We start from the raw sequence: 25,059 nt of genomic DNA on the forward strand, positions 1-25,059 counted from the left end.
CTTAACGCCCGAGATAGACTTCAATAACCTGCTCGTTGGCCTGCACATCGCGAAGACTCCCTTGAGCGAGGACACGTCCCTGATGTAATACTGTGACGCGATCGGCAATGGTTTCAACAAATCCCATATCGTGCTCAACAACCATCAGAGAGTGCTTTCCGGCAAGCTGGCGAAACAGCTCCGCCGTGTATTCCGTTTCCGCATCCGTCATCCCCGCCGCGGGTTCATCCAGTAGCAGTAAATGCGGCTCCTGTACCAGCAGCATGCCAATTTCGAGAAACTGTTTTTGCCCATGCGAAAGCAGACCGGCGCGGCGGGCCCGCTCATTACCCAGCCGCAACAGCGCCAGTACTTCATCAATACGATCCCGTTGTTCGCCTGAGAGTCGTGCCCGTAGAGCCCCCCAGACAGATTTATCATTTTTCAGCGCCAGCTCCAGGTTCTCTTCCACCGTTAATGCTTCAAATACCGTGGGCTTTTGAAATTTCCGTCCAATCCCCTGACGCGCGATGGCTATGGGATCCAGCGTTGTTAAATCGGTCGACTGATCGTATATCGCACGACCACTTTGCGGTCTGGTTTTACCGGTTATGACATCCATTAACGTCGTCTTCCCGGCGCCGTTGGGGCCAATAATACAGCGCAGCTCCCCGACGCCAATATTGAGCGAGAGATCCGTTAATGCCTGGAATCCGTCGAAATTAACGTTAATTTTTTCCAGTTGGAGTACCGGGTCCGTTTGTTCGCGAAACCGATCGCCCGGCATCTGGCGAGTAAAAAGTCCTTCATCCGGCTGCATTATTTGTCTCCTTTGCGAAACAGGCCAATCACACCACGGGGTAAAAAAAGCGTAACGCCAATAAAGATCAGGCCAAGAAACAGCTGCCAGTATTCCGGCATAATGACGGTAAACAGGCTTTTAGCACCGTTCACCAGTACAGCGCCAAATACCGGGCCGATCAGGGTTCCACGTCCGCCGAGAGCAACCCAAATCGCCGCTTCAATCGAGTTGGTCGGCGACATTTCGCTGGGGTTGATAATCCCTACCTGCGGGACATAAAGCGCCCCGGCCAGGCCGCACAGTACAGCGGAAAGCGTCCACACCAGTAACTTGAAACCTTTCGGATCGTAACCACAGAACATCAGACGGTTCTCGGCATCGCGCACGGCGGTCAGAATACGACCAAACTTACTGCGGGCCAGCGCAAGTCCCAGCCATATTGCCAGCACCAGCAGCATTACCGTCGCCAGAAACAGCGCGATCCTGGTGGACGTCGCGGTCACCGGAAACCCCAGAATGGTGGTAAAACCAGTAAAACCGTTATTTCCACCAAAGCCGGTTTCATTGCGGAAAAACAGCAGCATTCCTGCGAAAGTCAGGGCCTGGGTCATGATGGAGAAATAGACACCTTTGATTTTTGAACGGAAGGCAAACCAACCAAATACCAGCGCCAGCAGGCCCGGCACCAGAACAACCAGCAGCATCGCCCAGAGAAAATGTTGCGTCCCCCACCAAAACCAGGGCAGCTCGCTCCACGACAGGAACGACATAAAGGCCGGTAATCCTTCGCCGGAAGCCTGGCGCATCAGGTACATTCCCATCGCATAGCCCCCCAGCGCGAAGAAGATACCGTGTCCCAGCGAGAGCATTCCGGCATAACCCCACACCAGATCCAGCGCAACGGCCACAATGGCATAGCAGAGAATTTTCCCGGCCAGCGTCAACGTCCACACCGATATGGCCAGCGGATGCTCCGCAGGTAACAGTGCAAGAAACGGCAGAATAATCAACGCCAGCAGCAAACTTAGACCCAGCACGCGTGTTGCACGCGGCGCTTTACGCGACAGCGTTATTGTCATTGGCATCGTCATCAGTCAATAACCCTCCCTTTCAGCGCGAACAGTCCCTGAGGTCGTTTCTGAATAAACAGAATGATCAACACCAGGATTATGATTTTGCCGAGAACCGCCCCCACCTGAGGCTCCAGAATTTTATTGAAGATCCCCAGCCCAAATGCCGCAGCCACGCTCCCGGCAAGCTGTCCAACGCCGCCCAGTACCACCACCAAAAACGAATCGATAATGTAGCTTTGCCCCAGCTCCGGCCCTACATTACCTAGTTGCGAGAGCGCCACACCTCCCAGTCCGGCAATTCCTGAACCAAGGCCAAAGGCCAGCATATCGACTCGTCCGGTAGGTACGCCGCAGCAGGCCGCCATATTGCGATTTTGCGTCACGGCACGCACGCGCAGCCCGAGGCGCGTTTTATTCAACAGCAGCCAGGTGAAGAACAGCACCAGCATGGCAAAGCCAAGCACCACTATTCGGTTCCACGGCAATATCAGATTGGCATAAACCTGAATGCCGCCGGAAAGCCATGCCGGATTGGCGACTTCCAGGTTTTGCGCGCCGAAAGTCATACGCACCAACTGGATGAGCATCAGGCTGATACCCCAGGTCGCCAGTAGCGTTTCAAGCGGACGGCCATATAAATGGCGTATCACCCCACGCTCGAGCAGCATTCCTACTGCCGCAGTCAGCAAAAAGGCGACCGGAAGTGCAATAACCGGATACCAGGCTAACCCGTGCGGGAAAAACTGCCCCATCAACTGTTGCACCATCCAGGTACAGTACGCCCCGAGCATCAACATCTCGCCATGCGCCATATTGATGACGCCGAGTAATCCATAGGTTATCGCCAGACCCAATGCTGCAAGCAGCAAAATAGAACCCAGTGACAGTCCCATGAAAGCCTGCCCAAGAAGATCCCCAACCTTCATGCGATGCGAGATGGAATTCAGACTTTCGTCAGCGGCAGCACGCACTCGGGCATTGGGTTCATGTTCAGCCCTGGTGAATGGCTGCAGGCGCGCCTGAGTTTCAGGATCATTTGACGCCCCTAATAGTTCGATTGCCTGAAGCCTGACTTCCGGCGAGGTGCTACCCAATTGCAGATTTGCCAGTACAATAGCGAGTGCGGATTTCACATCACCATCTGACTCCTGAGCCAGTCGTTGTTGTAAAAACGGCAGCATGTCCGGCTGCGCCTCACGCTGTAATGTACGAGCTGCCTCCTCCCTTACCATGACACTGTCACTTAAAAGCTGATGGACAGCCAACGCTCCGGCTACCAGATTACGCAGGCGGTTAGTCAGGCGAATTTTTTTTAGCTCGCCGTTTGGGGCTATCGCTGTTCCTAACGGCTGTACGTGCGAGCCGTTCATGATGAAGGCATTTTTCGTGTTATCGGTCAGCAGGTTCTCATCTCGCAGTGCGCTGAGCAGCGGGATGCGCTGAACGTCAGGATTCACCGCCCATTGTTCAAGCAAGGCGGCCTGCTGAGCACGGTTGGCGGCGGTAAAGGTATCAGCATCTGCGGCCTGGGCTATCCACGGCAAAAACCACATCAGCAACAACACACCACGAATAAAGCGCATAGCTTTCATGAGCGTTCTCCAAAGCATTACCCTCCCGCAGGAGGGCGTTAGATCAGTTGCTGGCGGTTTTCACAGGCTGTTCAGATTTTTTATCATTACCAGCGATGTACGGACTCCACGGCTGGGCGCGGACCGGCTCATCGGTTTGCCACACCACGTTAAACTGGCCGTTGCCTTCAATCTCGCCAATCATGACGGGTTTATGCAGGTGATGGTTGGTCGCATCCATGGTCAGGGTAAAACCTGATGGCGCAGCGAAGGATTGCCCCGCCATAGCTGCACGAACTTTATCCACATCGGTAGTTCCGGCTTTTTCTACCGCCTGCGCCCACATATGCAGGCCAACATATGTGGCTTCCATTGGGTCGTTCGTCACCACCGAATCAGCATTCGGTAATTTGTGCGCTTTGGCATACGCCCGGTAATCAGCGACAAACTTTTTGTTGGCCGCATTATCGACGGACTCAAAGTAGTTCCAGGCGGCAAGGTTGCCCACCAGCGGTTTGGTATCAATACCGCGTAGCTCCTCCTCACCCACGGAAAAAGCCACCACCGGTACATCGGTGGCTTTCAGCCCCTGATTCGCTAACTCTTTATAGAACGGTACGTTAGAATCCCCATTGATGGTTGATACCACCGCCGTTTTTCCCCCTGCGGCGAATTTTTTAATGCTGGCGACAATGGTCTGGTAATCGCTGTGTCCGAATGGGGTGTACACCTCTTCGATGTCTTTATCGGCGACCCCTTTTGAGTGCAAAAAGGCGCGTAAAATTTTGTTGGTCGTGCGCGGATAAACATAATCCGTGCCCAGCAGGAAGAAGCGTTTCGCGCTACCGCCGTCCTCACTCATCAGATACTCAACCGCAGGGATCGCCTGCTGATTGGGGGCTGCGCCGGTATAGAAGACGTTAGGCGACATCTCCTCTCCTTCATATTGCACCGGGTAAAACAGCAGACCGTTTAACTCTTCAAATACCGGTAGAACCGATTTACGCGAAACCGATGTCCAGCAGCCGAAAACTGCCGCCACCTTGTCCTGACTCAGCAGTTGTCTTGCTTTTTCAGCAAATAACGGCCAGTTCGAGGCCGGGTCAACCACCACCGGTTCCAGCTTTTTACCCAACACACCGCCCTGAGCATTTATTTCATCGATGGTCATCAACGCCACATCTTTTAGCGGCGTTTCGGATATAGCCATCGTGCCGGATAACGAATGCATGATGCCAACCTTAATGGTGTCGGCTGCCTGAACGCTAAAACTCACGCCCATTGCGACAACAGAGGCAGAAAGTGCAAAAGCTTTTAAAAATGTACGACGCTGCATAGTTTCACTCCTGAAATTAGACTTGCTGAAAGCTCCGGTGCAGCCGGGCAGACAAAACGGTGCAAATTAAGGGTGTTCAGAAGTGATAAGGCAAAAACGATGCCAGATATTAAAACCTCATATAAAATCAATAAATTAGCATCTAACGCACATAAATCAGTATTACATTTCCCCGCCAAAAGGATTAATCAAACGAGAAATTGAACCACCATGAGACAACTCTGCATTATAAACGTGCAACAATCTGTATCAGCAGCACACCGTCATAACAGCGTCTCAGGGTTTAAAAACAGGGTTATTTGTGCGCAGATAAATGTGTCTCGTCACTATTATTTATTTTATTCGACGTGATCATGTCAAAAATTTACTTTTCAGTCGAAATAATCACACAGTTCAGCCTTTGTTTAAGATTGAATTGCTACTATAGTCATAAGCGAGGTGAACTTAAGGTAAGAGAGGAAACTCACAGATAAAGGAGCATTTACTATGCTGGGTAATATGAATATTTTTATGGCTGTTCTGGGAATTATTTTATTTTCCGGTTTCCTGGCCGCGTATTTTAGCCACAGATGGGATGATTGATGAACGGAGATACTCCTGCACCGACCCGGCCCCTTGTAGCGTAACTGCACAAGGGGCCATTTTTTTACCTGAATCGCACTCGCTGTGCCTTTTTCCTGATTTACAGATAAAAAAAACCGCCGGATAAACCAGCGGTAAATGCTTGCATGGATAGATTTGTGTTTTGCTTTTATACGCTATCAGGCAATTCCCTGCGAAGATAACGGATAGTCAGCTAACCTATCACCGACAACCCCAATGAAAGTTAAACGAAACGCAACTACCTCAAAGCGTTTTTCGAAAACTCACGCACTGAGGGGATACGAGGTTCCGTCATTGGTGTCCACCAACGCAATTTGCTCATTTTCATCTATAAACATGCAGCGATTCCTGCCGGTCTGTTTCCCCTGATACATCGCCCTGTCGGCCCGACCAAGCGCGGTATCCAGCGTTTCACCCTGTTGAACCCGGGTTATGCCTGCCGTCACCGTGATACCGATCTCTCCCTCAGTGTAGGGAATTTTTTTCTGACCAATCAGACGACAAAGTCGCAAACCCGCCTGGCATGCCTGCTCGTCCGTTTTTGTTCTGATGATGATAATGAACTCTTCTCCACCGTAGCGGTACGCCGCCTCATCATATCGCGTCCATGACAATAAATTTGATGCCAGAGCCCGCAATACCACGTCACCCACCAAATGGCCGTAGGTATCGTTAACGTATTTAAAACGATCGATATCTAACAACAATATATAAAGATTAAGCGGTTCGGCATCGAGCAACTGCCGATCAAAAGACTCATCGAGCATTCTTCTGCCAGGTAAACCTGTTAATGCGTCGATATTACTGCGGATACTCAATAAATATATTTTGTAGTCCATTACAGATGAGGTAAATGCCAGCAGCGCGTCCTGGAAACTGTCGAAATGCCATGAATGGCTACGATTCTCCACGATAGCCATTAGCAATTTCTTGCCTGATAAATGCATCTTTTCGTGGGTGGCGCTTATCTTGCTTACGTAACTACAATCATCCTCATTGTACCGTGATTGATTATTAAGCCACTGTCCAAATCGACAAGCAAAATGCGAGTTTTCACCCATAATATCTGGCTGCGTAACATCTGAAGACACCACGCAGCGGAACATTGTCACTAACCATTTGTAGTGGGCATCAATGGACTTGTTCAACTCAATCAAAATTGCATCTATTTCCTTCATATTTCTCATCATCACGTTCTCCCTCCCTGTTCGAGCGTTTCTGATGGAATTATCTTAACGATAAAAAAGAAAATTTATGTAAATTTTTTAATAGTAATTAATAAATCATAATTAACAGGATATTACGCTATACCATCTGGTGTGGCATAGCGTTGTCACTAAAGCGGTCAAACCAATAACGGTTCATTCAGCATTTCATTAAGCCCAATCACCTCTAATTGATCGGATGTGTAGGTTTTGTCGCCTCTGGCATATTGATACGCAGAACCATGGGAAAACCCGGATTCACGCGCTTCCTTATACCGTGCGATGATTTCAGCATTTGAGCGTGAAACATGTGGCGTAAACGGAGTGACGCTGGATTGCACAATTGTACTATCTGCACATCCGGACATAACAAGCACAGCTATTAGAACCCCTATTTTCATTAACAATTACCTGAGAAACCTGCCCGTACATGAACGCTAATCTTATCAAACATCCAAAGGCATCATCATTATTAAACTAGCATTCCTGAATATATTTCATCATCATTTGTTGATAACTATTATTGTCAACTTTCATATAAAACCCTAAAAATTGCCATCTTTTAAAATAGTAAAAAACCGGGCATCACGCCCGGCTCAATATTCTGGCTAATAATCTCTTAGACGCTCAAACCACGATGTTCCAGCATTGGCTCCATTTTTGGATCACGCCCGCTCCATTGGCGATAAAGTTCAGTTAAATCAGTACCGTTACCGCGGGACAAAATCGCTTCGCGGAATTTCTGCCCGTTTTCGCGAGTTAATCCGCCCTGCTCTACAAACCACTGATAGCCGTCATCGGCCAGCATTTGCGTCCACAAATAGGCGTAATACCCTGCGGCATAGCCGCCGCCGAAGATATGGGCAAAATAGCTGCTGCGATAACGAGGCGGCACAGCCTTGAGATCCAAACCTTCAGCCGCCAGCGCCTGCTGTTCAAATTGATCGACCGAAAGAGATAACGCGCTCTTTTCCAGACTGTGCCAACGCATATCCAACAATGCGGCACTGAGCAGTTCGGTCATGTCGTAACCTTTGTTAAACAGGCTGGCCCGCTGCATCTTATTCCGCAACGCCTGCGGCATTTGCTCCCCGGTATCAACATGACGAGCAAAACGAGCAAAGACCTGCGGATGACTCGCCCAGTGTTCGTTGATCTGAGAAGGAAACTCAACAAAATCACGCGGAGTGTTGGTCCCTGAAAGCGTGGCATAGCGCTGTGTGGCGAACAGGCCATGCAACGTGTGCCCAAACTCATGAAATAACGTAATAACATCATCCCACAATAATAATGCAGGCTGACCTTTTGCCGGTTTTTGATAATTACACACGTTGTAAATAACCGGCCGGGTTTCATTGAGTTGCGATTGCTCAACAAAATTGCCCATCCAGGCACCACCGCTTTTCGATTCCCGGGCAAAGAAATCGCCGTAAAATAACGCCAGCCCTACGCCATCGTGATCGAATATTTCCCATACCCGAACATCCGGGTGATAAACAGGAATGTCGAACCGTTCTATAAATTTTATGCCAAAGAGTTGATTAGCTGTCCAGAAAACGCCCTCGTTCAGCACCGTATCAAGGGCAAAGTAAGGTTTGAGCTGCGCCTCATCAAGTGCATATTTCTCACGACGAACCTGCTCGGCATAAAATGCCCAGTCCCAGGCCTCGACGTTAAATTTCCCCTGTTCGTGATTGATAACATTCTGGATTTCGGCCTGTTCATCCAATGCCCTGGCTCGCGCAGCGGGAACAATCGCCCGCATGAAATTGAGTGCAGCTTCCGGTGTTTTTGCCATCTGATCGGCAATTTTCCAGGCGGCGTAATTGGCAAAACCGAGTAGTTTCGCCTGCTGCATCCGGATCTCGACCAGTCGCTGAATAATCGCCCGAGTATCGTTAGCGTCATTGTTTTCTGCTCTCGTCCATGCGCGGTTGAACAGATTCTCACGGGTCTGGCGATCGCGTAACGCCGCAAGCGCCGGTTGCTGAGTCGTGTTCAATAGCGGGATAACCCAACGCGCTTCAAGCCCTTTCTCCTTTGCAGCTTCGGCGGCAACAGCAATTTCCTCTGCGCTGAGTCCGTCCAGGTAACGTGCATCATCCACCACCAGAGCACCGGACTTGTTCGCCGCCAGCAGACGTTGATTAAACTGGCTGGTCAACGTGGCGGACTCTGTATTGAGCGCTTTAAGGTTCGCTTTATCGACCTCATTCAGACGCGCGCCGGCTAATACAAAACGCTGGTGGATGACCTCCAGCAAGCGTAATGATTCGCTATCCAGCCCCAGCGAACCTCGCTGTTGCCAGACCGCTTCAACGCGCGAAAAAAGCGCGCCATTGAGATAAATATCATTGGCAAGGTTCGCCAGTTCTGCGGAAAATTCTTCGTCAAGGCGCTGTAGTTCATCGTTGGTGTGCGCCGCCGTCATCGCGAAGAAAACGCTGGTTACACGTGTGAGCAGCGTGCCGCTTTGTTCAAGCGCCAGCAACGTATTGGCAAAATCAGGGGCCTGCGGGTTTTGCACAATCGCCTCGATCTCTGCACGTTTTTGCCGCACGCCTTCATCGAACGCTGGGCGATAGTGCTGCACCTCTATCTGATCAAACTGCGGTGCCTGGTACGGCAACGTGCTGTGACGTAAAAAAGGATTCGTTAACGACATCTTTCACTCCTGAAAACGATTTGTTTACCAGAGTAGACTTCCCAGGAATCAACCGCAATCGCGTTACGCAGGAATAGCTCTGAACGGAAATGACGTGCTATGGTAGTACGACATAAAAAGCGTTGAGGAACAGTGAGATGATCGTTTTAGTAACCGGAGCAACCGCAGGTTTTGGTGAGTGCATTACGCGTCGTTTTATTGAGAATGGGCATAAAGTTATTGCCACCGGACGCCGCCAGGAGCGCCTGCAGGAACTGAAAGAGGAATTGGGTGACCGCCTCTATACCGCGCAACTGGACGTACGTAATCGTGCATCGATTGAAGAGATGCTGGACGCCCTTCCTGCTGAATGGCGCAATATTGATGTTCTGGTCAACAACGCGGGTCTGGCGCTGGGCCTTGAGCCTGCTCACAAGGCCAGCATTGAAGACTGGGAAAATATGATCGACACCAACAACAAGGGGCTGGTTTATATGACCCGTGCCGTTCTGCCAGGCATGGTTGAACGCAACCGCGGTCATATTATCAATATCGGTTCTACCGCGGGCAGCTGGCCATACGCTGGCGGTAACGTCTACGGTGCGACCAAAGCGTTTGTTCGCCAGTTTAGCCTGAATTTACGTACTGATTTACACGGCACTGCAATTCGCGTTACCGACATCGAGCCGGGTCTGGTTGGCGGTACGGAGTTCTCTAATGTCCGTTTTAAAGGTGATGACGCCAAAGCTGAAAAAGCCTACGAAAATACCACGGCGCTGACTCCGCAAGATGTTACAGAAGCGGTATGGTGGGTGGCTTCTTTACCGGCTCATGTCAATATCAACACCCTTGAAATGATGCCTGTCACACAGTCTTTTGCCGGGCTGAGTATCCACCGGGGCTAATTTCTCTGCCCGGCCTTGTGCCGGGTATAGATAGCCAGAAAGAAGTGATAAAATATCCGGGTTAACTCTCTAAAAAGTAAGAATGAATGACCGTAGAAACGCAGCTCAACCCTACACAGCCAGTAAATCAACAGATTTACCGTATTCTTCGCCGTGATATCGTGCATTGTCTGATCGCACCCGGTACACCGCTGTCGGAGAAAGAGGTTTCTGTACGCTTTAATGTGTCACGCCAGCCGGTACGAGAAGCATTCATCAAACTGGCTGAGAACGGTCTGATTCAGATCCGCCCGCAGCGTGGCAGCTACGTGAATAAAATTTCGCTGTCGCAGGTGCAAAACGGCTGTTTTGTTCGCCAGGCAATTGAATGTGCCGTGGTACGCCGCGCCGCATCGCTGATCAACGATCAACAGTGCTATCAGCTTGAACAGAATTTGCATCAGCAGCGCATCGCAATTGACCGAAAACAGATTAATGATTTCTTCCAGCTTGATGATGAGTTTCATCAGAAACTGGCTTTAATCGCCGAGTGCCAACTCGCCTGGGATACCGTTGAGAATATAAAGGCTACAATTGACCGCGTTCGTTATATGAGCCTGGATCATATTTCCCCGCCTGAAATGCTGCTACGCCAGCATCACGATATCTTTGCCGCCCTTGAGAAGCATGACGGCGATGCGGTCGAGCGCGCAATGATGCTCCATCTTCAGGAAATTGGTGAGTCCGTTCAGCTTATTCGTCAGGAAAATAGCGACTGGTTCAGCGAAGATTAATACTACGCTCACCTCACACCGGGGTGAGTTTCTCCTGCGTTTTCCCCTCTCCCGCATAACTGCATAAAAAAAGCTGTGATTTTGATCGAAAACAAAAAAAATCATTAACGAGAAGCGTATTTATATTGCGCCCGTTACGTGGGACTAAAAGCCCACGGGCTTTGACGGTAAGTTGGAAAGGAGAAAACACCATGAAAACATACGATCGTAACCGTAACGCAATCACCACTGGCAGCCGCGTCATGATCAGCGACACCGGACTCACAGGCCGCATTACAGCAATAGATACCGATGGCCTGACCGCTGAGCAGATTCGCCGCGGGAAAACAGTGGAAATCGAAGGATGTGAAGGCAAATACGCCCCCCTCGAGCTGATTCGTTTAGGCATGAACTAATTGGTGTGAATGCCAGAAAACACAGCGCCATCTGGCCGTTGCAAGCCAGATGGCGACATAAAGCATAATCTTCGTTACTTCAGTTTTGCTGCATACTTCGCAACCGTCGCCTTCGCCCCTTCAGCCAGTAAAGTAAGATACGCTTGTGTGACCTGACGGTTGAACAGTTCAACCTGTGGCAGTTCACGGCCAAAAATAGCATCGATTGCCAGTAGCGCCTGAACGCGCTCTTCGCCTTCGCTGCTGCTACGCACCGCATTCTGGATCACCGGCAACAGTGGATCGCTAATTTCAATCGCCTGGCCCTGTTCATCCACACCACCTACGTAACGCATCCAACCAGCGACACCCAGTGCCAGCAGCGCAAAGTCACTACCGTGCACAATGTGCCAACGAATGGAATCAAGCATACGCTGCGGCAGTTTTTGGCTACCGTCCATGGCGATCTGCCAGGTACGATGACGCAGCGCCGGATTGCTGTAGCGTTCAATTAACAGATCGGCGTAGCGCTGTAGGTCAACACCTTTTACTTTCAGCGTAGGTGCTTGTTCCTGCAACATCAGCGCACGTGCAGCAAGACGATAGTTTTCATCGCCCATGCAATCGTTAATATGTTGATATCCCGCCAGATACCCAAGATACGCAAGGAAAGAGTGGCTGCCGTTGAGCATACGCAGTTTCATCTCTTCAAACGGAATGACATCAGCTACCAGTTCCGCCCCGGCCTTTTCCCATTCAGGACGGCCGGCAACAAAGTTATCTTCAATTACCCACTGGCGGAACGGTTCGCATGCCACGCCTGCCGGGTCGCGTACACCGGTGATATGTTCAATTTTGTCCAGCGTCTCCTGCGTAACTGCAGGGACAATGCGGTCAACCATTGTTGATGGGAATGTCACATGTTGTTCGATCCACGCGGCCAGTTCCATATCTACCGCTCGGGCATATGCAATGACAACATTGCGCATCACATGACCGTTTTCTGGCATGTTATCGCAGGACATCACGGTAAAGGCGGCTAAACCCGCAGCTTTGCGACGCGCCAGGGCTTCAACCACCACGCCCGGCGCAGTTTTAGGCTGTTTAGGGTTTTGCAGATCGGCTGCAATCATCGGGTTGTCTAACATCAGTTGGCCGGTCGCCGGAGAATGGCAGTATCCTTTCTCGGTGATGGTCAGGGAAACGATCGCGACCTGCGGTTCACACATCGCTGCCAGTACGCTTTCCAGACCATCAACCTGCGCATGCAATGCATTTTTCACCACGCCCACGACTCTCGCAGTCCAGGCATCAGCAGACATCTCTGCAACGGTATACAGATTATCTTGCTGTTTCAGATCGAAAATCTGCTGCTCGCCGCCAATCAGGTTCACTTCGCAGTAGCCCCAGTCACTGCCGTGATCGGCGGCCAGAATGTCAGCGTAAACACCTTGATGTGCGCGATGAAACGCGCCAAATCCCAGATGAACAATACGCGTAACCAGTTTTGTACGATCGTAGTCAGGAAGTGCAGCCTTAGCCGCTAAGAGCTTGTTTTGCATGGTATGGCCTACTTATAAATGAAATCAGGACTGTTCCAGAGTAACGCCTGTATGGTTGTATGTTTTGATTTGCATTAAGCTTTTTATGATTGGTATGACATCATTTGTTGAGTTATATACCAAAGTCAGTGAATTTGGCGGCATACTGCCGCCAAAGGATATTAATGTTTCTGCCACTGCTGGTATTCACGCTTAAGTCTTTGCGGAGCGGTTTCCGGCATCATCAACAAACCAATAATTGAGATAACTCCAAGTACAATCACATAGGTTGCAAGTCCATAGTAATGTCCACCTGTTACTTGCAGAATTTTTACTGCTACCAGTCCAAGAATGCCACTGCCTATTAGCGACCCCAGTTGCCAAATTAAAGCTATTCCGCTACAGCGAATATGAGTTGGGAAAAGCTCCGGAAAATAAGAAGCCTGAGGTGCATAACACATACTATGCCCAACACTCAGTACCAGGATCATTACTATTTGTGTAAGCCAAAAACTATCCTGATTAATCGCAAGAAAGAAAGGAATAATCATAACGACCTGCAGCAGCGCACCGATAATATAGACTGGTTTACGTCCAATTTTATCGCATAGCGACCCCATCAACGGTATTGCAATTATTTCTATTATGACCGCAACGATCATTGTCTCCATCAAAATATTAGCATCAAGATTGTTTGCCTTTCCGTAAGCCAAAACAATCACTGTGAACATTGCAAATGTGCAAGCTTCAATCAGTTTCGCGCAGACCCCCTTGGCAACAATGCCAGGAAAATCGCGGATAACTTCAACTAATGGACGTGATTCTTCTGCTTTTGTCTCCCTAATCTGAGCAAAGACAGGTGATTCATCAATTTTTAAGCGGATAAACAGTCCAACAATAACCAGCAACAGACTCAACAGAAACGGTATACGCCACCCGTAATCCATCATTGCCTCTGGAGAAAGTGTGGCATTTAACAGCGCAAAGAGCGCTAACGGCAGGAGGAAACCAACCGGCGCACCGATTTGAACCCAACTGGAAAAAAATCCACGATGTTTGGGTTCAGAATATTCAGCCGTCATCAGTACTGCACCAGCTTGCTCACCTCCAACGCCAAATCCCTGTAATACACGAATAAAAATAAGTAAAGCTGGAGCCCAGACACCTATTTTCTCATATGTAGGTAATAACCCTATACAGAACGTCCCCAAACCAACAATTAATATAGTAATAACCAGTGCTTTTTTACGCCCAACCTTATCGCCAATATGCCCAAAGACGATTCCTCCTAATGGTCTTGCAAGGAAACCAACAGCATAGGTTGCAAAAGCAGCGAGAGTACTTATTAACGGATCGTCACTCGGGAAAAATAGATGACCAAAAAAGAGTACAGCTGCAGTCCCGTATGCAAAAAAATCATAATACTCAGCAGCAGTACCAATTGCGGATGCTGAAGCCACTCGACGAATAATAGGCTTATTATCTACGTTATTTTTAATATCGACTGAACTAACCATAAGTTTAACCTTCTGTAGGGTATTGGGTTAATCAACATCTTTCGTACGTAAAATTTATATTTACCAGTTCCACAGCGTGCCATCTTCCAGGCGAGCAACGGGCAGATATGCCGGGTCATACGGATATTTCGCTGCCAGTTTTTCGTCAAACTCGATCCCAAGACCAGGTTTGTCTCCTGGGTGCATATAGCCGTTATCAAAGGTCCAGTTATGTGGGAACACTTCCAGCATTTGCTCGGAATAGCCCATATATTCCTGTACGCCGAAGTTCGGCACCCACAGATCAAAATGCAGCGCGGCGGCCATGCACACAGGCGACAGATCGGAAGGTCCATGTGAACCGGTACGAACCTGATACAGCGACGCGAAATCGGCAATCCGGCGCATACCGGTGATACCACCCGCATGGGTGATGGTGGTGCGGATATAGTCGATCAGTTGTTCTTCAATAAGCTGTTTACAGTCCCAGATGCTGTTGAACACTTCCCCTACCGCAATCGGCGTGACCGTATGCTGGCGGATCAGGCGGAAGCACTCCTGGTTTTCAGCTGGCGTTGGGTCTTCCATCCAGAACAAACGGTACTGTTCAATGCTTTTGCCAAAACGGGCCGCTTCAATTGGCGTCAGACGGTGGTGCATGTCGTGCAGGAGATGTTCGTTAAAACCAAACTTGTCACGCACGGCAGCAAACAATTTTGGTGTGAAATCCAGGTATTTCTCCGTTGACCACAACTGCTCTTCCGGCCATTGCCCTTTGGTGGCGGGTTCGTAGGCCTGTCCTTTGCCTTTAGACATACCGTAAGTGGTTTTCATACCCGGCACGCCGCACTGTACGCGAATCGCTTTAAAGCCCATTTCTTTATGACGCGCATAATCTTCGAGTACGTCATCAACGGTATGGCCTGTGGTGTGGCAGTAGACCATAACCCCTTCACGAGAAGCACCGCCGAGCAACTGGTACAACGGCATATTCGCCGCTTTCGCTTTGATATCCCAGAGAGCCATATCCACCGCAGAAATCGCCGACATGGTGACCGGACCACGACGCCAGTAAGCGCCTTTGTAGAAAAACTGCCAGATGTCCTCAATACGATGCGCATCGCGACCAATAAGCTGCGGACACACGTGATCTTTCAGATAGGACGCCACGGACAGCTCGCGTCCATTTAACGTGGCATCTCCCAGCCCGGTGATCCCATCTTCTGTCGTAATTTTCAACGTTACAAAATTACGCCCAGGACAGGTGACAAACACTTCAGCCCCAACAATCTTCATTTCTTATTCCCTACATCTGTTCTTGTGATGCAGGAAATTTACTCAACTGAGCTACTACCATACAAGTATGAAGATCAAAAAAACGCTGTTTGATCACAAAAAAGGCGCTATGCGCGCCCCCATCCAGCCACAATGATCAGCATGCCGCACAACGCCACCAGCGCGCCAGACCAGTCATATAAACTGAGTTTTACACCATCGACAATACGTAGCCATAGCAGCGCGGTCACCACGTAAACACCGCCATAGGCTGCGTATACACGCCCGCTGGCTGCCGGATGCAGTGTCAGCAACCAGACGAATAAAGCCAGTGACACCCCGGCGGGTATCAGCAACCAGGCTGTAGCTCCTCTCTTAAGCCAAAGCCAAGGTAAAAAGCAGCCAATGATTTCGCATAACGCGGTGATGAAAAAAAGAAATGTGGTCTTAAGCATTGATGTTATTCAGTTACCTTCGGTTTAACCATGATACGACAGAATCTCGTTAGCGTATCCATATCCACCGGGTGGGTATGCCCGCAAACTGGAATAGTGTAGAATTTAACCCTGTTTTATCGTTTTTACCCTTTCCCATAAAAGGAATTCACCATGAAAATTACACTGACCAAACGCCTGTGCCTGACGGCTATGCTGACGCTGGCTGCGGCTGTGTACACCTCTTCCGTATTTGCTGAAACCAGTAAACTGGTCATTGAATCCGGAGACAGTGCGCAAAGTCGTCAACAAGCCGCAATGGAAAAGGAACAATGGAACGATACGCGTCAGCTTCGCCAGAAAGTCAATAAACGTGCAGAGAAAGAGTGGGACAAAGCCGATACGGCCTTTGATAGCCGTGATAAGTGCGAGCAGAGCGCTAATATTAATGCGTACTGGGAACCTAACACCCTGCGCTGCCTCGACCGCCGTACTGGCCGCACCGTTGCCCCATAATCATTGCACTTTGAAGGATATTGAAAGGATACGATATGACTAGCGCCCTCAGTGTTAAGTTGCGCCCGCTGGAGCGTGAAGATTTACGATTCGTCCATCAGCTTGATAATAATGCCAGCGTAATGCGCTACTGGTTCGAAGAGCCTTACGAAGCGTTTGTTGAGCTGTCAGACCTGTATGACAAACACATCCACGACCAAAGCGAACGCCGCTTCGTGGTGGAGTGCGACGGTGAAAAAGCCGGACTGGTGGAATTGGTTGAAATTAACCATGTACACCGCCGGGCCGAATTCCAGATTATTATTTCGCCGGAATATCAGGGGAAGGGTCTGGCCTCACGGGCAGCAAAGCTGGCAATGGACTATGGCTTTACCGTGCTCAACCTCTATAAGCTGTATCTGATCGTCGATAAAGAGAACGAAAAGGCTATCCACATTTACCGTAAACTCGGTTTTATGGTGGAAGGCGAGCTGATCCATGAGTTCTTTATCAACGGCCAATACCGCAACACGATTCGTATGTGTATCTTCCAGCAGCAGTATCTGGCAGAGCACAAAACGGCAGGCCCTAATCTGCTGCCGCCTACCGCTCAGTAAACACGACTAGTAGTAGTCGATTGTGTTTTCAATCGAGTAATGATGTTCAACTGCCGGCTTCACGCTCTCATCAACGATAACAAGCTGGCAGTTGATCGGATTTGCGTATTCATCGTATTTGCACGTTTGTTTGACATTGCCTAACGGATGATTGTTGAGCAGACTCACCGCGGTGTAATCTAACTTCTTCAATGGGTCAACCGACGGTTTAGCATCAACCTGCAAAGTGCTGTCCTTACTGACGGTTGTTTTGCCCAGCGGGTAGCCTTCGGCATCATATCGATACTGCACCGTCATCTCTTTCCCCGTGGCGGAAACGACAAAACCGTTATCGTCGGTATCCCACACCACACCTGCAGCAGGCAGTTCCGCCAGTTGGCATTTGCCCTGTAAACGGATCCGTTTTTCCAGCGTTTCGGCATCCCGATAGTAATTAGCATCCAGGACCAGCGCCATACCGGTATTGTTTTCGATATCGTGCAGTTCAAGTGTATCGAAACACCCTTCCTGTGACAGGGTACCAGCGACGCGCTTGGTGACCTCACCTTTGTCGTTGAGCAGCGTTTGACTGAAATCTTTCACCGGCCCGCGCAGCGGATCGAAATCAAACTCATTGGAAAAACTGGCCATTTCCGGCGTAAAGGAAACCAGCCCTTTGGCGTTATCACACCCGACCAGCACGACACACAGGAAACCTAACAGGGTCTGTTTCTTCACATTTTTCACCGGGATAAGAAGATAATTCTCAATCATATTAGCAAATACAGTTATTTACACCAGAAATGCTAATCTTAGTCTATGTCGATCATAAAGGAGCTGATGATGAAATACGTAACAGGAATTGCCGCGATCTTACTGGCAGTTGCATCCCCACAGGTTCTGGCCGCACCTGCGTCATGTGAACGCGTGAAAAGCGATATCGAGCAGCGCATCATCAATAATGGCGTCGCAGAGTCCAGTTTTACGCTGAACATTGTCCCCAACGATCAGGCCGATCAACCTGATTCACTGGTGGTAGGACATTGTGCAAACGATACGCACAAAATTCTCTACACCCGGACTAACAGTGGAAACGCCCCTGCCAACAGCTCGCCTGCACAGGACGGGCACGTCGCCGAACCGCAATAAATCATACCCTCCGTACGCGGAGGGTTACTCCAGTTTGATATGCATTAAGATGTCATACTCATAAATGGGTAAACTCACTCTATTATTAGCATGCTATTAATTTCGCTGTAGAGATTAATATATAGCGATAACTATAATGGAGTGAGTTATGTCTGATACTGAGCAATATGGAGGCATTAGCCGCAGGATGTTAGTGAAATCCTCGGCTATAGGTTCGTTGGCGCTTGCCGCTGGCGGGTTATCGTTACCTTTTGGGATGCGCACCGCAGCTGCTGCGGTACAACAGGCGATACAACCGGCTGAAGAGAAAGTGGTTTGGGGCGCTTGTTCCGTGAACTGCGGCAGTCGTTGTGCCCTGCAACTCCACGTCAAAGATGACGAGGTCGTATGGGTGGAGTCTGATACGACCGGAGACGATATTTATGGTCAGCACCAGGTGCGTGCCTGTTTACGTGGACGCTCAATCCGTCGACGGATCAATCATCCGGATCGTCTCAATTATCCTATGAAGCGCGTGGGCAAACGCGGTGAGGGTAAATTCGAACGCATAACCTGGCAGGAAGCGCTGGATACCATCAGCACCAGTTTAAAAAATACCGTACAAAAATACGGTAATGAGGCCGTGTACATCAACTACACCTCTGGCATTGTCGGCGGCAATATTACTCGCTCCTCCCCTTATGCCTCGCTGGTCGCTCGATTGATGAACTGCTATGGCGGATTCCTGAGCCATTACGGCACATACAGTACCGCACAAATCGCGGCGGCAATGCCTTACACCTACGGCTCAAATGACGGCAACAGTACCTCCGACATTGAAAACACGAAGCTGGTGGTGATGTTCGGCAATAACCCTGCCGAAACGCGCATGAGCGGCGGTGGCATAACATACTTCCTTGAGCAGGCCCGGGAGCGTTCTAACGCCCGCATGATCGTCATCGACCCGCGTTATACCGATACCGCTGCGGGTCGTGAAGATGAGTGGATCCCTATCCGTCCGGGAACCGATGCCGCACTGGTGGCGGGAATCGCCTGGGTCCTGATTAACGAAGATCTCGTCGACCAGGCATTCCTTGACACATATTGCGTCGGTTATGACGAGAAAACCCTACCCGCTGACGCCCCCGCTAACGGACATTACAAGGCCTATATACTTGGCAATGGCGATGACGGTGTCGCTAAAACGCCCCAATGGGCCTCGCATGTCACAGGGATCCCGGCCGAGCGCATCATTAAACTGGCACGAGAAATCGGTAGTACAAAACCGGCGTATATTTGTCAGGGTTGGGGTCCACAACGTCAGGCTAACGGCGAACTGACTTCGCGCGCGATCGCAATGCTGCCAATCCTGACTGGCAACGTTGGCATCAACGGCGGCAATAGCGGTGCACGAGAATCAACCTACACCATCACGATTGAACGCATGCCGCTGCCGGATAATCCCATCAAAACCCAAATATCCTGCTTTAGCTGGACCGACGCCATCGCCCGGGGTCCGGAAATGACCGCAACCCGCGATGGCGTGCGCGGTAAAGATAAGCTCGATGTACCGATTAAATTTATCTGGAACTACGCGGGTAACACCATTACTAATCAGCACTCAGATATCAATAAAACGCATGAGATCCTTCAGGATGATACGAAATGCGAAATGATAGTGGTCATCGAAAACTTCATGACCTCCTCGGCGAAATATGCCGATATTCTGCTGCCGGACCTAATGACCGTCGAACAGGAAGACATCATTCCTAACGACTATGCGGGCAACATGGGATACCTCATTTTTATTCAACCCGCGACGTCACCGAAGTTCGAACGCAAACCGATCTACTGGATAATGAGCGAAGTCGCCAAACGCCTTGGCAATGATATCTATCAACGGTTTACGGAAGGCCGTACTCAGGAACAGTGGCTCCAGTATCTGTATGCAAAAATGCTGGCCAAGGACCCCGCGCTCCCTTCTTATGACGAACTGAAAAAAATGGGGATCTATAAACGCAAAGATCCTAACGGGCATTTTGTCGCTTATAAAAAATTCCGCGACGATCCGCAGGCCAATCCGCTCAAAACACCGTCTGGAAAGATTGAAATTTACTCCAGCCGGCTGGCGAAAATTGCCAACACATGGGAGTTGCAGAAGGATGAAGTAATTAGCCCACTTCCCGTCTACGCCTCCACGTTTGAAGGGTGGGACGATCCCAAACGCAGCGCATTTCCGCTGCAGTTGTTTGGCTTCCATTACAAATCCCGTACGCACTCCAGCTACGGCAATATCGATGTTCTGCAGGCGTCCTGTCGTCAGGAAGTGTGGATCAATCCCGTCGATGCCCAAAAACGTGGTATTGCAAATGGCGATATGGTGCGGGTCTTTAACGACCGCGGGGAAGTACGTATTCCGGCCAAAGTGACGCCACGGATCCTGCCTGGCGTCAGCGCAATGGGCCAGGGTGCATGGCACGATGCTGATATGGCCGGCGACAAAATTGACCATGGCGCCTGCGTCAATACGCTGACAACACAGCGCCCTTCACCGCTGGCAAAAGGCAACCCACAGCACACTAATCTGGTCGAAATCGAGAAGGTTTAAGGACTAACCCATGACAACTCAGTATGGATTTTTTATTGATTCCAGTCGTTGCACCGGGTGCAAAACCTGCGAACTGGCCTGCAAAGACTACAAAGACCTCACTCCTGACGTCAGTTTCCGGCGGATTTACGAATACGCAGGTGGTGACTGGCAGGAAGACAACGGCGTCTGGCACCAGAACGTTTTTGCCTACTATCTCTCCATCTCCTGTAACCACTGCGAGGATCCGGCCTGCACCAAGGTTTGTCCAAGTGGTGCGATGCATAAGCGTGAGGATGGTTTTGTGGTGGTCGATGAAGACGTATGCATTGGCTGTCGCTACTGTCATATGGCCTGTCCGTACGGTGCGCCACAGTACAATGCTGCAAAAGGACATATGACCAAGTGTGATGGCTGCCATGATCGTGTTGCAGACGGCAAAAAGCCCATCTGCGTCGAGTCCTGTCCGCTGCGTGCGCTGGATTTTGGCCCCATCGACGAACTGCGCAAAAAACATGGTGAACTGGCTGCCGTCGCCCCGCTGCCGGGTGCGCACTTCACCAAACCAAATATTGTGATCAAACCAAACGCCAATTGCCGCCCGACCGGGGATACCACGGGTTTTCTGGCTAATCCAAAGGAGGTGTAAAATGGGAAATGGATGGCATGAATGGCCGCTGGTACTGTTCACGGTGCTGGGCCAGTGCGTAGCCGGGGCGCTGATCGTCAGTGGTTACGGCTGGCTGACCGCTAAAGACGAGCTGGTAAAACAACGTATCGTTCGCAGTATGTTTTTTCTCTGGCTGGTAATGGGCATCGCCTTTCTCGCCTCGGTTATGCATTTAGGTTCGCCGCTGCGCGCGTTTAACTCGCTGAACAGAATTGGCGCATCGGCGCTAAGTAACGAAATCGCCAGCGGTTCGCTGTTTTTCGCCGTCGGTGGCCTGTGGTGGCTGGTGGCGTTTCTCGGTAAAATGCCCGCAGCGTTAGGTAAAATCTGGCTGCTGTTGAGCATGTTGCTGGGCCTGGTATTTGTCTTTGCGATGACCAACGTCTACCAGATAGACACCGTCCCAACCTGGTATAACGGCTATACTACACTGGCGTTTTTCATGACGATGCTGCTCAGTGGACCGCTATTTGCCGCTCTGCTGCTGCGTTCTGCAGGTGTTTCTTTTAACGTCGTCAGATTCGCCGGTATCAGCGTATTGGCTCTGCTGGTTACGGTGGCCGTTATTGTGCTGCAGGGACTGTCACTCGGCGAGATCCACAGTTCGGTACAATCCGCCAGCGCGCTGGTTCCCGACTACGGCAGTTTACAGGTCTGGCGTGTGCTGCTGTTGGCTGCGGGTCTGGGTTGCTGGATATGTCCGTTGATCCGTCGCAAACGACCGTCCGTTGGTGGGTTGGCGCTCGGGTTAATTCTGGTGCTTGTCGGTGAAATCATTGGCCGCGGTTTGTTTTACGGTTTACATATGACAGTCGGAATGGCTGTCGCAGGTTAACTTTCGGGTGCGGGGCAACCCGCACTGTTCAGGATTGTTTGCATGACCCATTTTTCACAACGTGACAACTTTTCTACCGCAGCGCGCGTGCTCGGCGCGCTATTTTACTATGCCCCAGACAGTGCGGAAGCTTCGGCACTGGTCAGTGCGTTAAGAACCGATGGCTGGCAGGCGCAGTGGCCGCTTGAAAAGACAACGCTTTCGCCGTTAGTCGCTCAGTTTCAGGCTGAGGCCGATGAGTCTCTCCCGCAGGCCTGGCAACGTCTGTTTGTTGGACCTTATGCGCTCCCTTCTCCGCCATGGGGATCCGTCTGGCTGGATCGTGAAAACGTGTTGTTTGGCGACTCCACGCTGGCATTACGTCAGTGGATGCGGGACAACGGCATCCAGTTTGCCATGCAGCAAAATGAGCCAGAAGATCATTTTGGTTCCCTGCTGTTGCTGACGGCCTGGCTTGCCGAGAACGAACGCCACACCGAGTGCGAGCAACTGCTGGCCTGGCATCTGTTCCCATGGTCATCGCGCTTCCTTAATGTGTTTATCGAAAAAGCCGACCATCCGTTCTACCAGGCGCTGGGTGAGCTGGCGCGTCTGACGCTGGCACAGTGGCAATCACAGTTACTGATCCCGGTAGCCGATAAGCCTTTGTTCCGTTAGTTTCGTCACAGGTAGGATGCGTCCTGCCTGTGGTGCATCCTGTTGCGCACGCTGAGCTTTTGCTTCTGTTACCTAATAGCCGCAAAATAGAGCGTCTGAATTTTCCAGTCTGGCCACTCATGCATCATTTACATGCTTACCCTGACCTGCGTGCCATGTTCCGCCGCCTGCTGATCGCCGCGTTGATTGGCGTCCTTGCTGCGCTGGCCGTCGCAGGATTTCGTCATGCCATGCTACTTCTCGAATGGTTGTTTCTGAGCAACAACACAGGGAGTCTGGTCAACGCAGCGACAAACCTTTCGCCCTTAAGGCGTATGCTGACACCTGCACTCGGCGGTCTGGCGGCTGGATTACTACTGTGGGGCTGGCAAAAATTTAACCGTTTACGTCCGCAGGCTCCCACTGATTATATGGAAGCCCTGCAAACCGACGGACAATTTGACGTCAGTGCAAGCCTGGTGAAATCGCTGGCATCGTTACTGGTGGTTGCCAGCGGGAGCGCCATCGGACGTGAAGGTGCCATGATTTTACTGGCGGCGCTGGCGGCCTCCTGCTTTGCTCAACGCTTTACCCCGCGTACAGAATGGAAGTTATGGATTGCCTGCGGCGCCGCTGCAGGTATGGCTGGAGCCTATCATGCCCCGCTGGCGGGCAGTTTATTTATTGCCGAAGTATTGTTTGGCACGCTGATCCTCGCCTCACTGGGACCGGTAGTGGTGTCCGCCGTAGTCGCATTACTCACCACCAATCTGCTTAGCGACAGCAATGCGCTGCTGTATACCGTGCACCTGTCGCGGGAATTACATGCTCTGGAATACGTTATGATTGTCAGCACCGGTCTGGCTGCTGGCATCTGCGGACCGCTCTTCATGTGGTTGATGACCGCCAGCCATAATGTATTTTTGCGCTTAAAACTCTCGCCACCGTGGCAACTGGCGCTTGGCGGGTTGATCGTTGGCCTGCTTTCATTGCTCACGCCTACGGTCTGGGGTAATGGCTACAGCGTGGTGCAGTCATATTTACTTTCACCACCGCTGCTGGCCGTGGTTAGCGGGATTTTTATCTGCAAATTACTGGCGGTGCTTGCCAGCAGTGGATCCGGTGCCCCGGGTGGCGTGTTTACGCCAACGCTGTTTGTCGGCTTGTCGGTGGGCATGTTGCTGGGTCAGGTATGGGGATTATGGCTTCCGGGCTCGGATGAAATTGCCATTTTGCTGGGATTAACGGGGATGGCCACGCTGCTGGCGGCTACCACGCATGCACCAATAATGTCGACGTTGATGGTTTGTGAAATGACCGGGGAGTATCGCCTGCTCCCCGGATTACTGATCGCCTGTGTCCTGGCGTCGGTGCTCTCGCGTACGTTACGCCACGACTCTATCTACCGACAGCACGCTGCCGAGCATTGACAGGCGGATGTACTGCGACAACTCACGCTGCTCTGCACGAGGCAGATAAGGCAGTTCACCGATCAGCGGTGCAGGTAATTTTTTACCCAGCACATCAATGATTTCCGCATAATGCGCCAGCCCCGGGTTAATGCGATTCGCAACCCAGCCAATCAACGGCAGTCCGTCGCTGGCTATCGCCTGCGCGGTGAGGATCGCATGATTAATACAGCCTTCCTGGATACCCACTACCATCAGCACCGGCAGTTGTTCCTGCACCACCCACTCCGATAACGGACGCAGATCGTTCATCAAGCTCCGCCAGCCTCCGGTGCCTTCCACGACAACGTGATCGACTTTTTCGCTGAGGCTTGCGAGACCGTTGGATAACAGGGTGTAATTGACCGGACCACTATGCGCCACGCTACTTTCATCTTCGCTCAACGCAATTGGGTTAATCGCCTCATAGGGCAGCTCGATAGATGACACACTTTGCAGTACCAGTGCATCTTTGTTGCGCAGACCTTCAGGCGTCTCTTTGCTGCCTTTGGCTACAGGTTTGTAACCCGCAACGCTTTTACCCCCTGACGCTAACGCTTGTAGTAATGCGCGGGAAACCACGGTCTTCCCAACAGAAGTGTCTGTACCTGTAATAAAGAAACGCTTCAGCATCACTAACTCCACCGTTATGC

At 50.7% G+C, this 25,059-nt stretch carries 25 protein-coding genes; 12 read left to right on the plus strand and 13 right to left on the minus strand.

Annotated elements, in window-relative coordinates; genetic code table 11:
* Position 1 precedes the first annotated feature (1 nt).
* The 4 genes from urtD to urtA are packed head-to-tail and all read right to left on the minus strand — an operon-like array spanning position 2 to position 4,761.
* Positions 2–799 carry an urea ABC transporter ATP-binding protein UrtD gene (urtD, locus tag OGX96_RS18085; protein ID WP_008784743.1) on the minus strand — a complete coding sequence of 266 codons (798 nt, stop codon included), beginning with the start codon at positions 797–799 and terminating at the stop codon, positions 2–4.
* Complete coding sequence (urtC, locus tag OGX96_RS18090) at positions 799–1,872, minus strand: urea ABC transporter permease subunit UrtC (RefSeq protein WP_286583803.1); 1,074 nt, start codon at positions 1,870–1,872, stop codon at positions 799–801. Before urtC ends, urtD begins: the two co-directional genes overlap by 1 nt.
* The gene (urtB, locus tag OGX96_RS18095; RefSeq protein ID WP_286583805.1) at positions 1,872–3,446 is read right to left on the minus strand and encodes an urea ABC transporter permease subunit UrtB; all 1,575 of its coding nucleotides are present in this window, start codon (positions 3,444–3,446) and stop codon (positions 1,872–1,874) included. The genes urtC and urtB overlap by 1 nt, the downstream gene beginning before the upstream one ends.
* A gap of 43 nt (positions 3,447–3,489) precedes the next feature.
* The gene (gene urtA, locus OGX96_RS18100; protein ID WP_003832925.1) at positions 3,490–4,761 is read right to left on the minus strand and encodes an urea ABC transporter substrate-binding protein; all 1,272 of its coding nucleotides are present in this window, start codon (positions 4,759–4,761) and stop codon (positions 3,490–3,492) included.
* Between the two features lie 486 nt (positions 4,762–5,247).
* Between urtA and mgtS the strand changes: the two genes are divergently transcribed.
* Entirely contained in the window at positions 5,248–5,343 is a 96-nt protein-coding gene (gene mgtS, locus OGX96_RS18105; protein WP_003032406.1) for a protein MgtS, read from the plus strand.
* Between the two features lie 284 nt (positions 5,344–5,627).
* Here mgtS and OGX96_RS18110 read toward each other — a convergent pair whose 3' ends face one another.
* The 3 genes from OGX96_RS18110 to dcp all read right to left on the minus strand — a co-directional run bounded on the left by OGX96_RS18110 (position 5,628) and on the right by dcp (position 9,234).
* A complete protein-coding gene (locus OGX96_RS18110) occupies positions 5,628–6,554 on the minus strand; it encodes a diguanylate cyclase (protein ID WP_286583807.1) in 927 nt (308 codons plus the stop codon).
* Between the two features lie 155 nt (positions 6,555–6,709).
* Positions 6,710–6,970 carry a hypothetical protein gene (locus OGX96_RS18115; protein ID WP_020996405.1) on the minus strand — a complete coding sequence of 87 codons (261 nt, stop codon included), beginning with the start codon at positions 6,968–6,970 and terminating at the stop codon, positions 6,710–6,712.
* A 218-nt stretch (positions 6,971–7,188) separates the two neighbouring features.
* Positions 7,189–9,234: a peptidyl-dipeptidase Dcp gene (gene dcp, locus OGX96_RS18120; protein ID WP_286583809.1), complete on the minus strand. Its 2,046-nt coding sequence runs from the start codon at positions 9,232–9,234 to the stop codon at positions 7,189–7,191.
* A gap of 137 nt (positions 9,235–9,371) precedes the next feature.
* Between dcp and ydfG the strand changes: the two genes are divergently transcribed.
* The 3 genes from ydfG to ydfZ all read left to right on the plus strand — a co-directional run bounded on the left by ydfG (position 9,372) and on the right by ydfZ (position 11,286).
* On the plus strand, positions 9,372–10,118 hold the full coding sequence (gene ydfG / locus OGX96_RS18125) for a bifunctional NADP-dependent 3-hydroxy acid dehydrogenase/3-hydroxypropionate dehydrogenase YdfG (protein WP_125363458.1): 747 nt from the start codon (positions 9,372–9,374) through the stop codon (positions 10,116–10,118).
* Between the two features lie 86 nt (positions 10,119–10,204).
* A complete protein-coding gene (locus OGX96_RS18130) occupies positions 10,205–10,891 on the plus strand; it encodes a GntR family transcriptional regulator (RefSeq protein WP_003032396.1) in 687 nt (228 codons plus the stop codon).
* Positions 10,892–11,082: 191 nt separating this feature from the next.
* A complete protein-coding gene (gene ydfZ, locus OGX96_RS18135) occupies positions 11,083–11,286 on the plus strand; it encodes a putative selenium delivery protein YdfZ (protein ID WP_003032393.1) in 204 nt (67 codons plus the stop codon).
* Between the two features lie 74 nt (positions 11,287–11,360).
* On the opposite strand, the gene OGX96_RS18140 is transcribed toward ydfZ, so the two are convergent.
* The 4 genes from OGX96_RS18140 to OGX96_RS18155 form a co-directional block, all read right to left on the minus strand.
* Positions 11,361–12,827, minus strand: coding sequence for a mannitol dehydrogenase family protein (locus OGX96_RS18140; protein ID WP_125363459.1), 1,467 nt, complete (start codon positions 12,825–12,827; stop codon positions 11,361–11,363).
* A gap of 161 nt (positions 12,828–12,988) precedes the next feature.
* Entirely contained in the window at positions 12,989–14,323 is a 1,335-nt protein-coding gene (locus OGX96_RS18145; protein ID WP_008784734.1) for an MFS transporter, read from the minus strand.
* A gap of 60 nt (positions 14,324–14,383) precedes the next feature.
* On the minus strand, positions 14,384–15,598 hold the full coding sequence (rspA, locus tag OGX96_RS18150; RefSeq protein WP_043016367.1) for a starvation-sensing protein RspA: 1,215 nt from the start codon (positions 15,596–15,598) through the stop codon (positions 14,384–14,386).
* 107 nt (positions 15,599–15,705) lie between these two features.
* Positions 15,706–16,032, minus strand: a complete 327-nt coding sequence (locus tag OGX96_RS18155) for a YnfA family protein (RefSeq protein WP_008784733.1) — start codon at positions 16,030–16,032, stop codon at positions 15,706–15,708.
* Between the two features lie 153 nt (positions 16,033–16,185).
* Between OGX96_RS18155 and OGX96_RS18160 the strand changes: the two genes are divergently transcribed.
* Both OGX96_RS18160 and speG read left to right on the plus strand, forming a co-directional pair.
* Positions 16,186–16,527 (plus strand): DUF1283 family protein, encoded by a 342-nt coding sequence (locus tag OGX96_RS18160; RefSeq protein WP_286583812.1) that lies wholly within the window; start codon positions 16,186–16,188, stop codon positions 16,525–16,527.
* Positions 16,528–16,562: 35 nt separating this feature from the next.
* Positions 16,563–17,123, plus strand: a complete 561-nt coding sequence (speG, locus tag OGX96_RS18165) for a spermidine N1-acetyltransferase (protein ID WP_008784731.1) — start codon at positions 16,563–16,565, stop codon at positions 17,121–17,123.
* A 6-nt stretch (positions 17,124–17,129) separates the two neighbouring features.
* Here the strand turns inward: speG and OGX96_RS18170 are convergent, their stop codons facing one another.
* Positions 17,130–17,840 (minus strand): YnfC family lipoprotein, encoded by a 711-nt coding sequence (locus OGX96_RS18170; protein ID WP_286583814.1) that lies wholly within the window; start codon positions 17,838–17,840, stop codon positions 17,130–17,132.
* Between the two features lie 102 nt (positions 17,841–17,942).
* Here OGX96_RS18170 and OGX96_RS18175 point away from each other — a divergent pair, with 102 nt between their 5' ends.
* From OGX96_RS18175 to clcB, 6 genes are all read left to right on the plus strand, one after another.
* On the plus strand, positions 17,943–18,251 hold the full coding sequence (locus OGX96_RS18175; protein WP_008784729.1) for a DUF1161 domain-containing protein: 309 nt from the start codon (positions 17,943–17,945) through the stop codon (positions 18,249–18,251).
* A gap of 148 nt (positions 18,252–18,399) precedes the next feature.
* Entirely contained in the window at positions 18,400–20,838 is a 2,439-nt protein-coding gene (gene ynfE, locus OGX96_RS18180; protein ID WP_071446475.1) for a selenate/tellurate reductase subunit YnfE, read from the plus strand.
* 10 nt (positions 20,839–20,848) lie between these two features.
* Positions 20,849–21,466 (plus strand): dimethylsulfoxide reductase iron-sulfur subunit DmsB, encoded by a 618-nt coding sequence (dmsB, locus tag OGX96_RS18185; RefSeq protein WP_008784727.1) that lies wholly within the window; start codon positions 20,849–20,851, stop codon positions 21,464–21,466.
* A gap of 1 nt (position 21,467) precedes the next feature.
* Positions 21,468–22,322 (plus strand): dimethyl sulfoxide reductase anchor subunit family protein, encoded by an 855-nt coding sequence (locus OGX96_RS18190; protein WP_286583816.1) that lies wholly within the window; start codon positions 21,468–21,470, stop codon positions 22,320–22,322.
* A 42-nt stretch (positions 22,323–22,364) separates the two neighbouring features.
* Positions 22,365–22,979, plus strand: coding sequence for a Tat proofreading chaperone DmsD (gene dmsD / locus OGX96_RS18195; protein ID WP_008784725.1), 615 nt, complete (start codon positions 22,365–22,367; stop codon positions 22,977–22,979).
* 119 nt (positions 22,980–23,098) lie between these two features.
* On the plus strand, positions 23,099–24,388 hold the full coding sequence (gene clcB, locus OGX96_RS18200) for a voltage-gated ClC-type chloride channel ClcB (protein WP_008784724.1): 1,290 nt from the start codon (positions 23,099–23,101) through the stop codon (positions 24,386–24,388).
* Here the strand turns inward: clcB and bioD are convergent.
* On the minus strand, positions 24,344–25,039 hold the full coding sequence (gene bioD, locus OGX96_RS18205; RefSeq protein ID WP_020996409.1) for a dethiobiotin synthase: 696 nt from the start codon (positions 25,037–25,039) through the stop codon (positions 24,344–24,346). The genes clcB and bioD overlap by 45 nt on opposite strands.
* Positions 25,040–25,059 lie beyond the last annotated feature (20 nt).

Source organism: Citrobacter sp. Cpo100 (assembly GCF_030332595.1).
Lineage (GTDB): Bacteria > Pseudomonadota > Gammaproteobacteria > Enterobacterales > Enterobacteriaceae > Citrobacter > Citrobacter portucalensis.

Bases quoted from the DNA above. Each gene is read 5' to 3' on its own strand.
- urtD (WP_008784743.1), bottom strand. From the start codon at position 799: ATGCAGCCGGATGAAGGACTTTTTACTCGCCAGATGCCGGGCGATCGG.
- urtC (WP_286583803.1), bottom strand. From the start codon at position 1,872: ATGACGATGCCAATGACAATAACGCTGTCGCGTAAAGCGCCGCGTGCA.
- urtB (WP_286583805.1), bottom strand. From the start codon at position 3,446: ATGAAAGCTATGCGCTTTATTCGTGGTGTGTTGTTGCTGATGTGGTTT.
- urtA (WP_003832925.1), bottom strand. From the start codon at position 4,761: ATGCAGCGTCGTACATTTTTAAAAGCTTTTGCACTTTCTGCCTCTGTT.
- mgtS (WP_003032406.1), top strand. From the start codon at position 5,248: ATGCTGGGTAATATGAATATTTTTATGGCTGTTCTGGGAATTATTTTA.
- OGX96_RS18110 (WP_286583807.1), bottom strand. From the start codon at position 6,554: ATGATGAGAAATATGAAGGAAATAGATGCAATTTTGATTGAGTTGAAC.
- OGX96_RS18115 (WP_020996405.1), bottom strand. From the start codon at position 6,970: ATGAAAATAGGGGTTCTAATAGCTGTGCTTGTTATGTCCGGATGTGCA.
- dcp (WP_286583809.1), bottom strand. From the start codon at position 9,234: ATGTCGTTAACGAATCCTTTTTTACGTCACAGCACGTTGCCGTACCAG.
- ydfG (WP_125363458.1), top strand. From the start codon at position 9,372: ATGATCGTTTTAGTAACCGGAGCAACCGCAGGTTTTGGTGAGTGCATT.
- OGX96_RS18130 (WP_003032396.1), top strand. From the start codon at position 10,205: ATGACCGTAGAAACGCAGCTCAACCCTACACAGCCAGTAAATCAACAG.
- ydfZ (WP_003032393.1), top strand. From the start codon at position 11,083: ATGAAAACATACGATCGTAACCGTAACGCAATCACCACTGGCAGCCGC.
- OGX96_RS18140 (WP_125363459.1), bottom strand. From the start codon at position 12,827: ATGCAAAACAAGCTCTTAGCGGCTAAGGCTGCACTTCCTGACTACGAT.
- OGX96_RS18145 (WP_008784734.1), bottom strand. From the start codon at position 14,323: ATGGTTAGTTCAGTCGATATTAAAAATAACGTAGATAATAAGCCTATT.
- rspA (WP_043016367.1), bottom strand. From the start codon at position 15,598: ATGAAGATTGTTGGGGCTGAAGTGTTTGTCACCTGTCCTGGGCGTAAT.
- OGX96_RS18155 (WP_008784733.1), bottom strand. From the start codon at position 16,032: ATGCTTAAGACCACATTTCTTTTTTTCATCACCGCGTTATGCGAAATC.
- OGX96_RS18160 (WP_286583812.1), top strand. From the start codon at position 16,186: ATGAAAATTACACTGACCAAACGCCTGTGCCTGACGGCTATGCTGACG.
- speG (WP_008784731.1), top strand. From the start codon at position 16,563: ATGACTAGCGCCCTCAGTGTTAAGTTGCGCCCGCTGGAGCGTGAAGAT.
- OGX96_RS18175 (WP_008784729.1), top strand. From the start codon at position 17,943: ATGATGAAATACGTAACAGGAATTGCCGCGATCTTACTGGCAGTTGCA.
- ynfE (WP_071446475.1), top strand. From the start codon at position 18,400: ATGTCTGATACTGAGCAATATGGAGGCATTAGCCGCAGGATGTTAGTG.
- dmsB (WP_008784727.1), top strand. From the start codon at position 20,849: ATGACAACTCAGTATGGATTTTTTATTGATTCCAGTCGTTGCACCGGG.
- OGX96_RS18190 (WP_286583816.1), top strand. From the start codon at position 21,468: ATGGGAAATGGATGGCATGAATGGCCGCTGGTACTGTTCACGGTGCTG.
- dmsD (WP_008784725.1), top strand. From the start codon at position 22,365: ATGACCCATTTTTCACAACGTGACAACTTTTCTACCGCAGCGCGCGTG.
- clcB (WP_008784724.1), top strand. From the start codon at position 23,099: ATGCATCATTTACATGCTTACCCTGACCTGCGTGCCATGTTCCGCCGC.
- bioD (WP_020996409.1), bottom strand. From the start codon at position 25,039: ATGCTGAAGCGTTTCTTTATTACAGGTACAGACACTTCTGTTGGGAAG.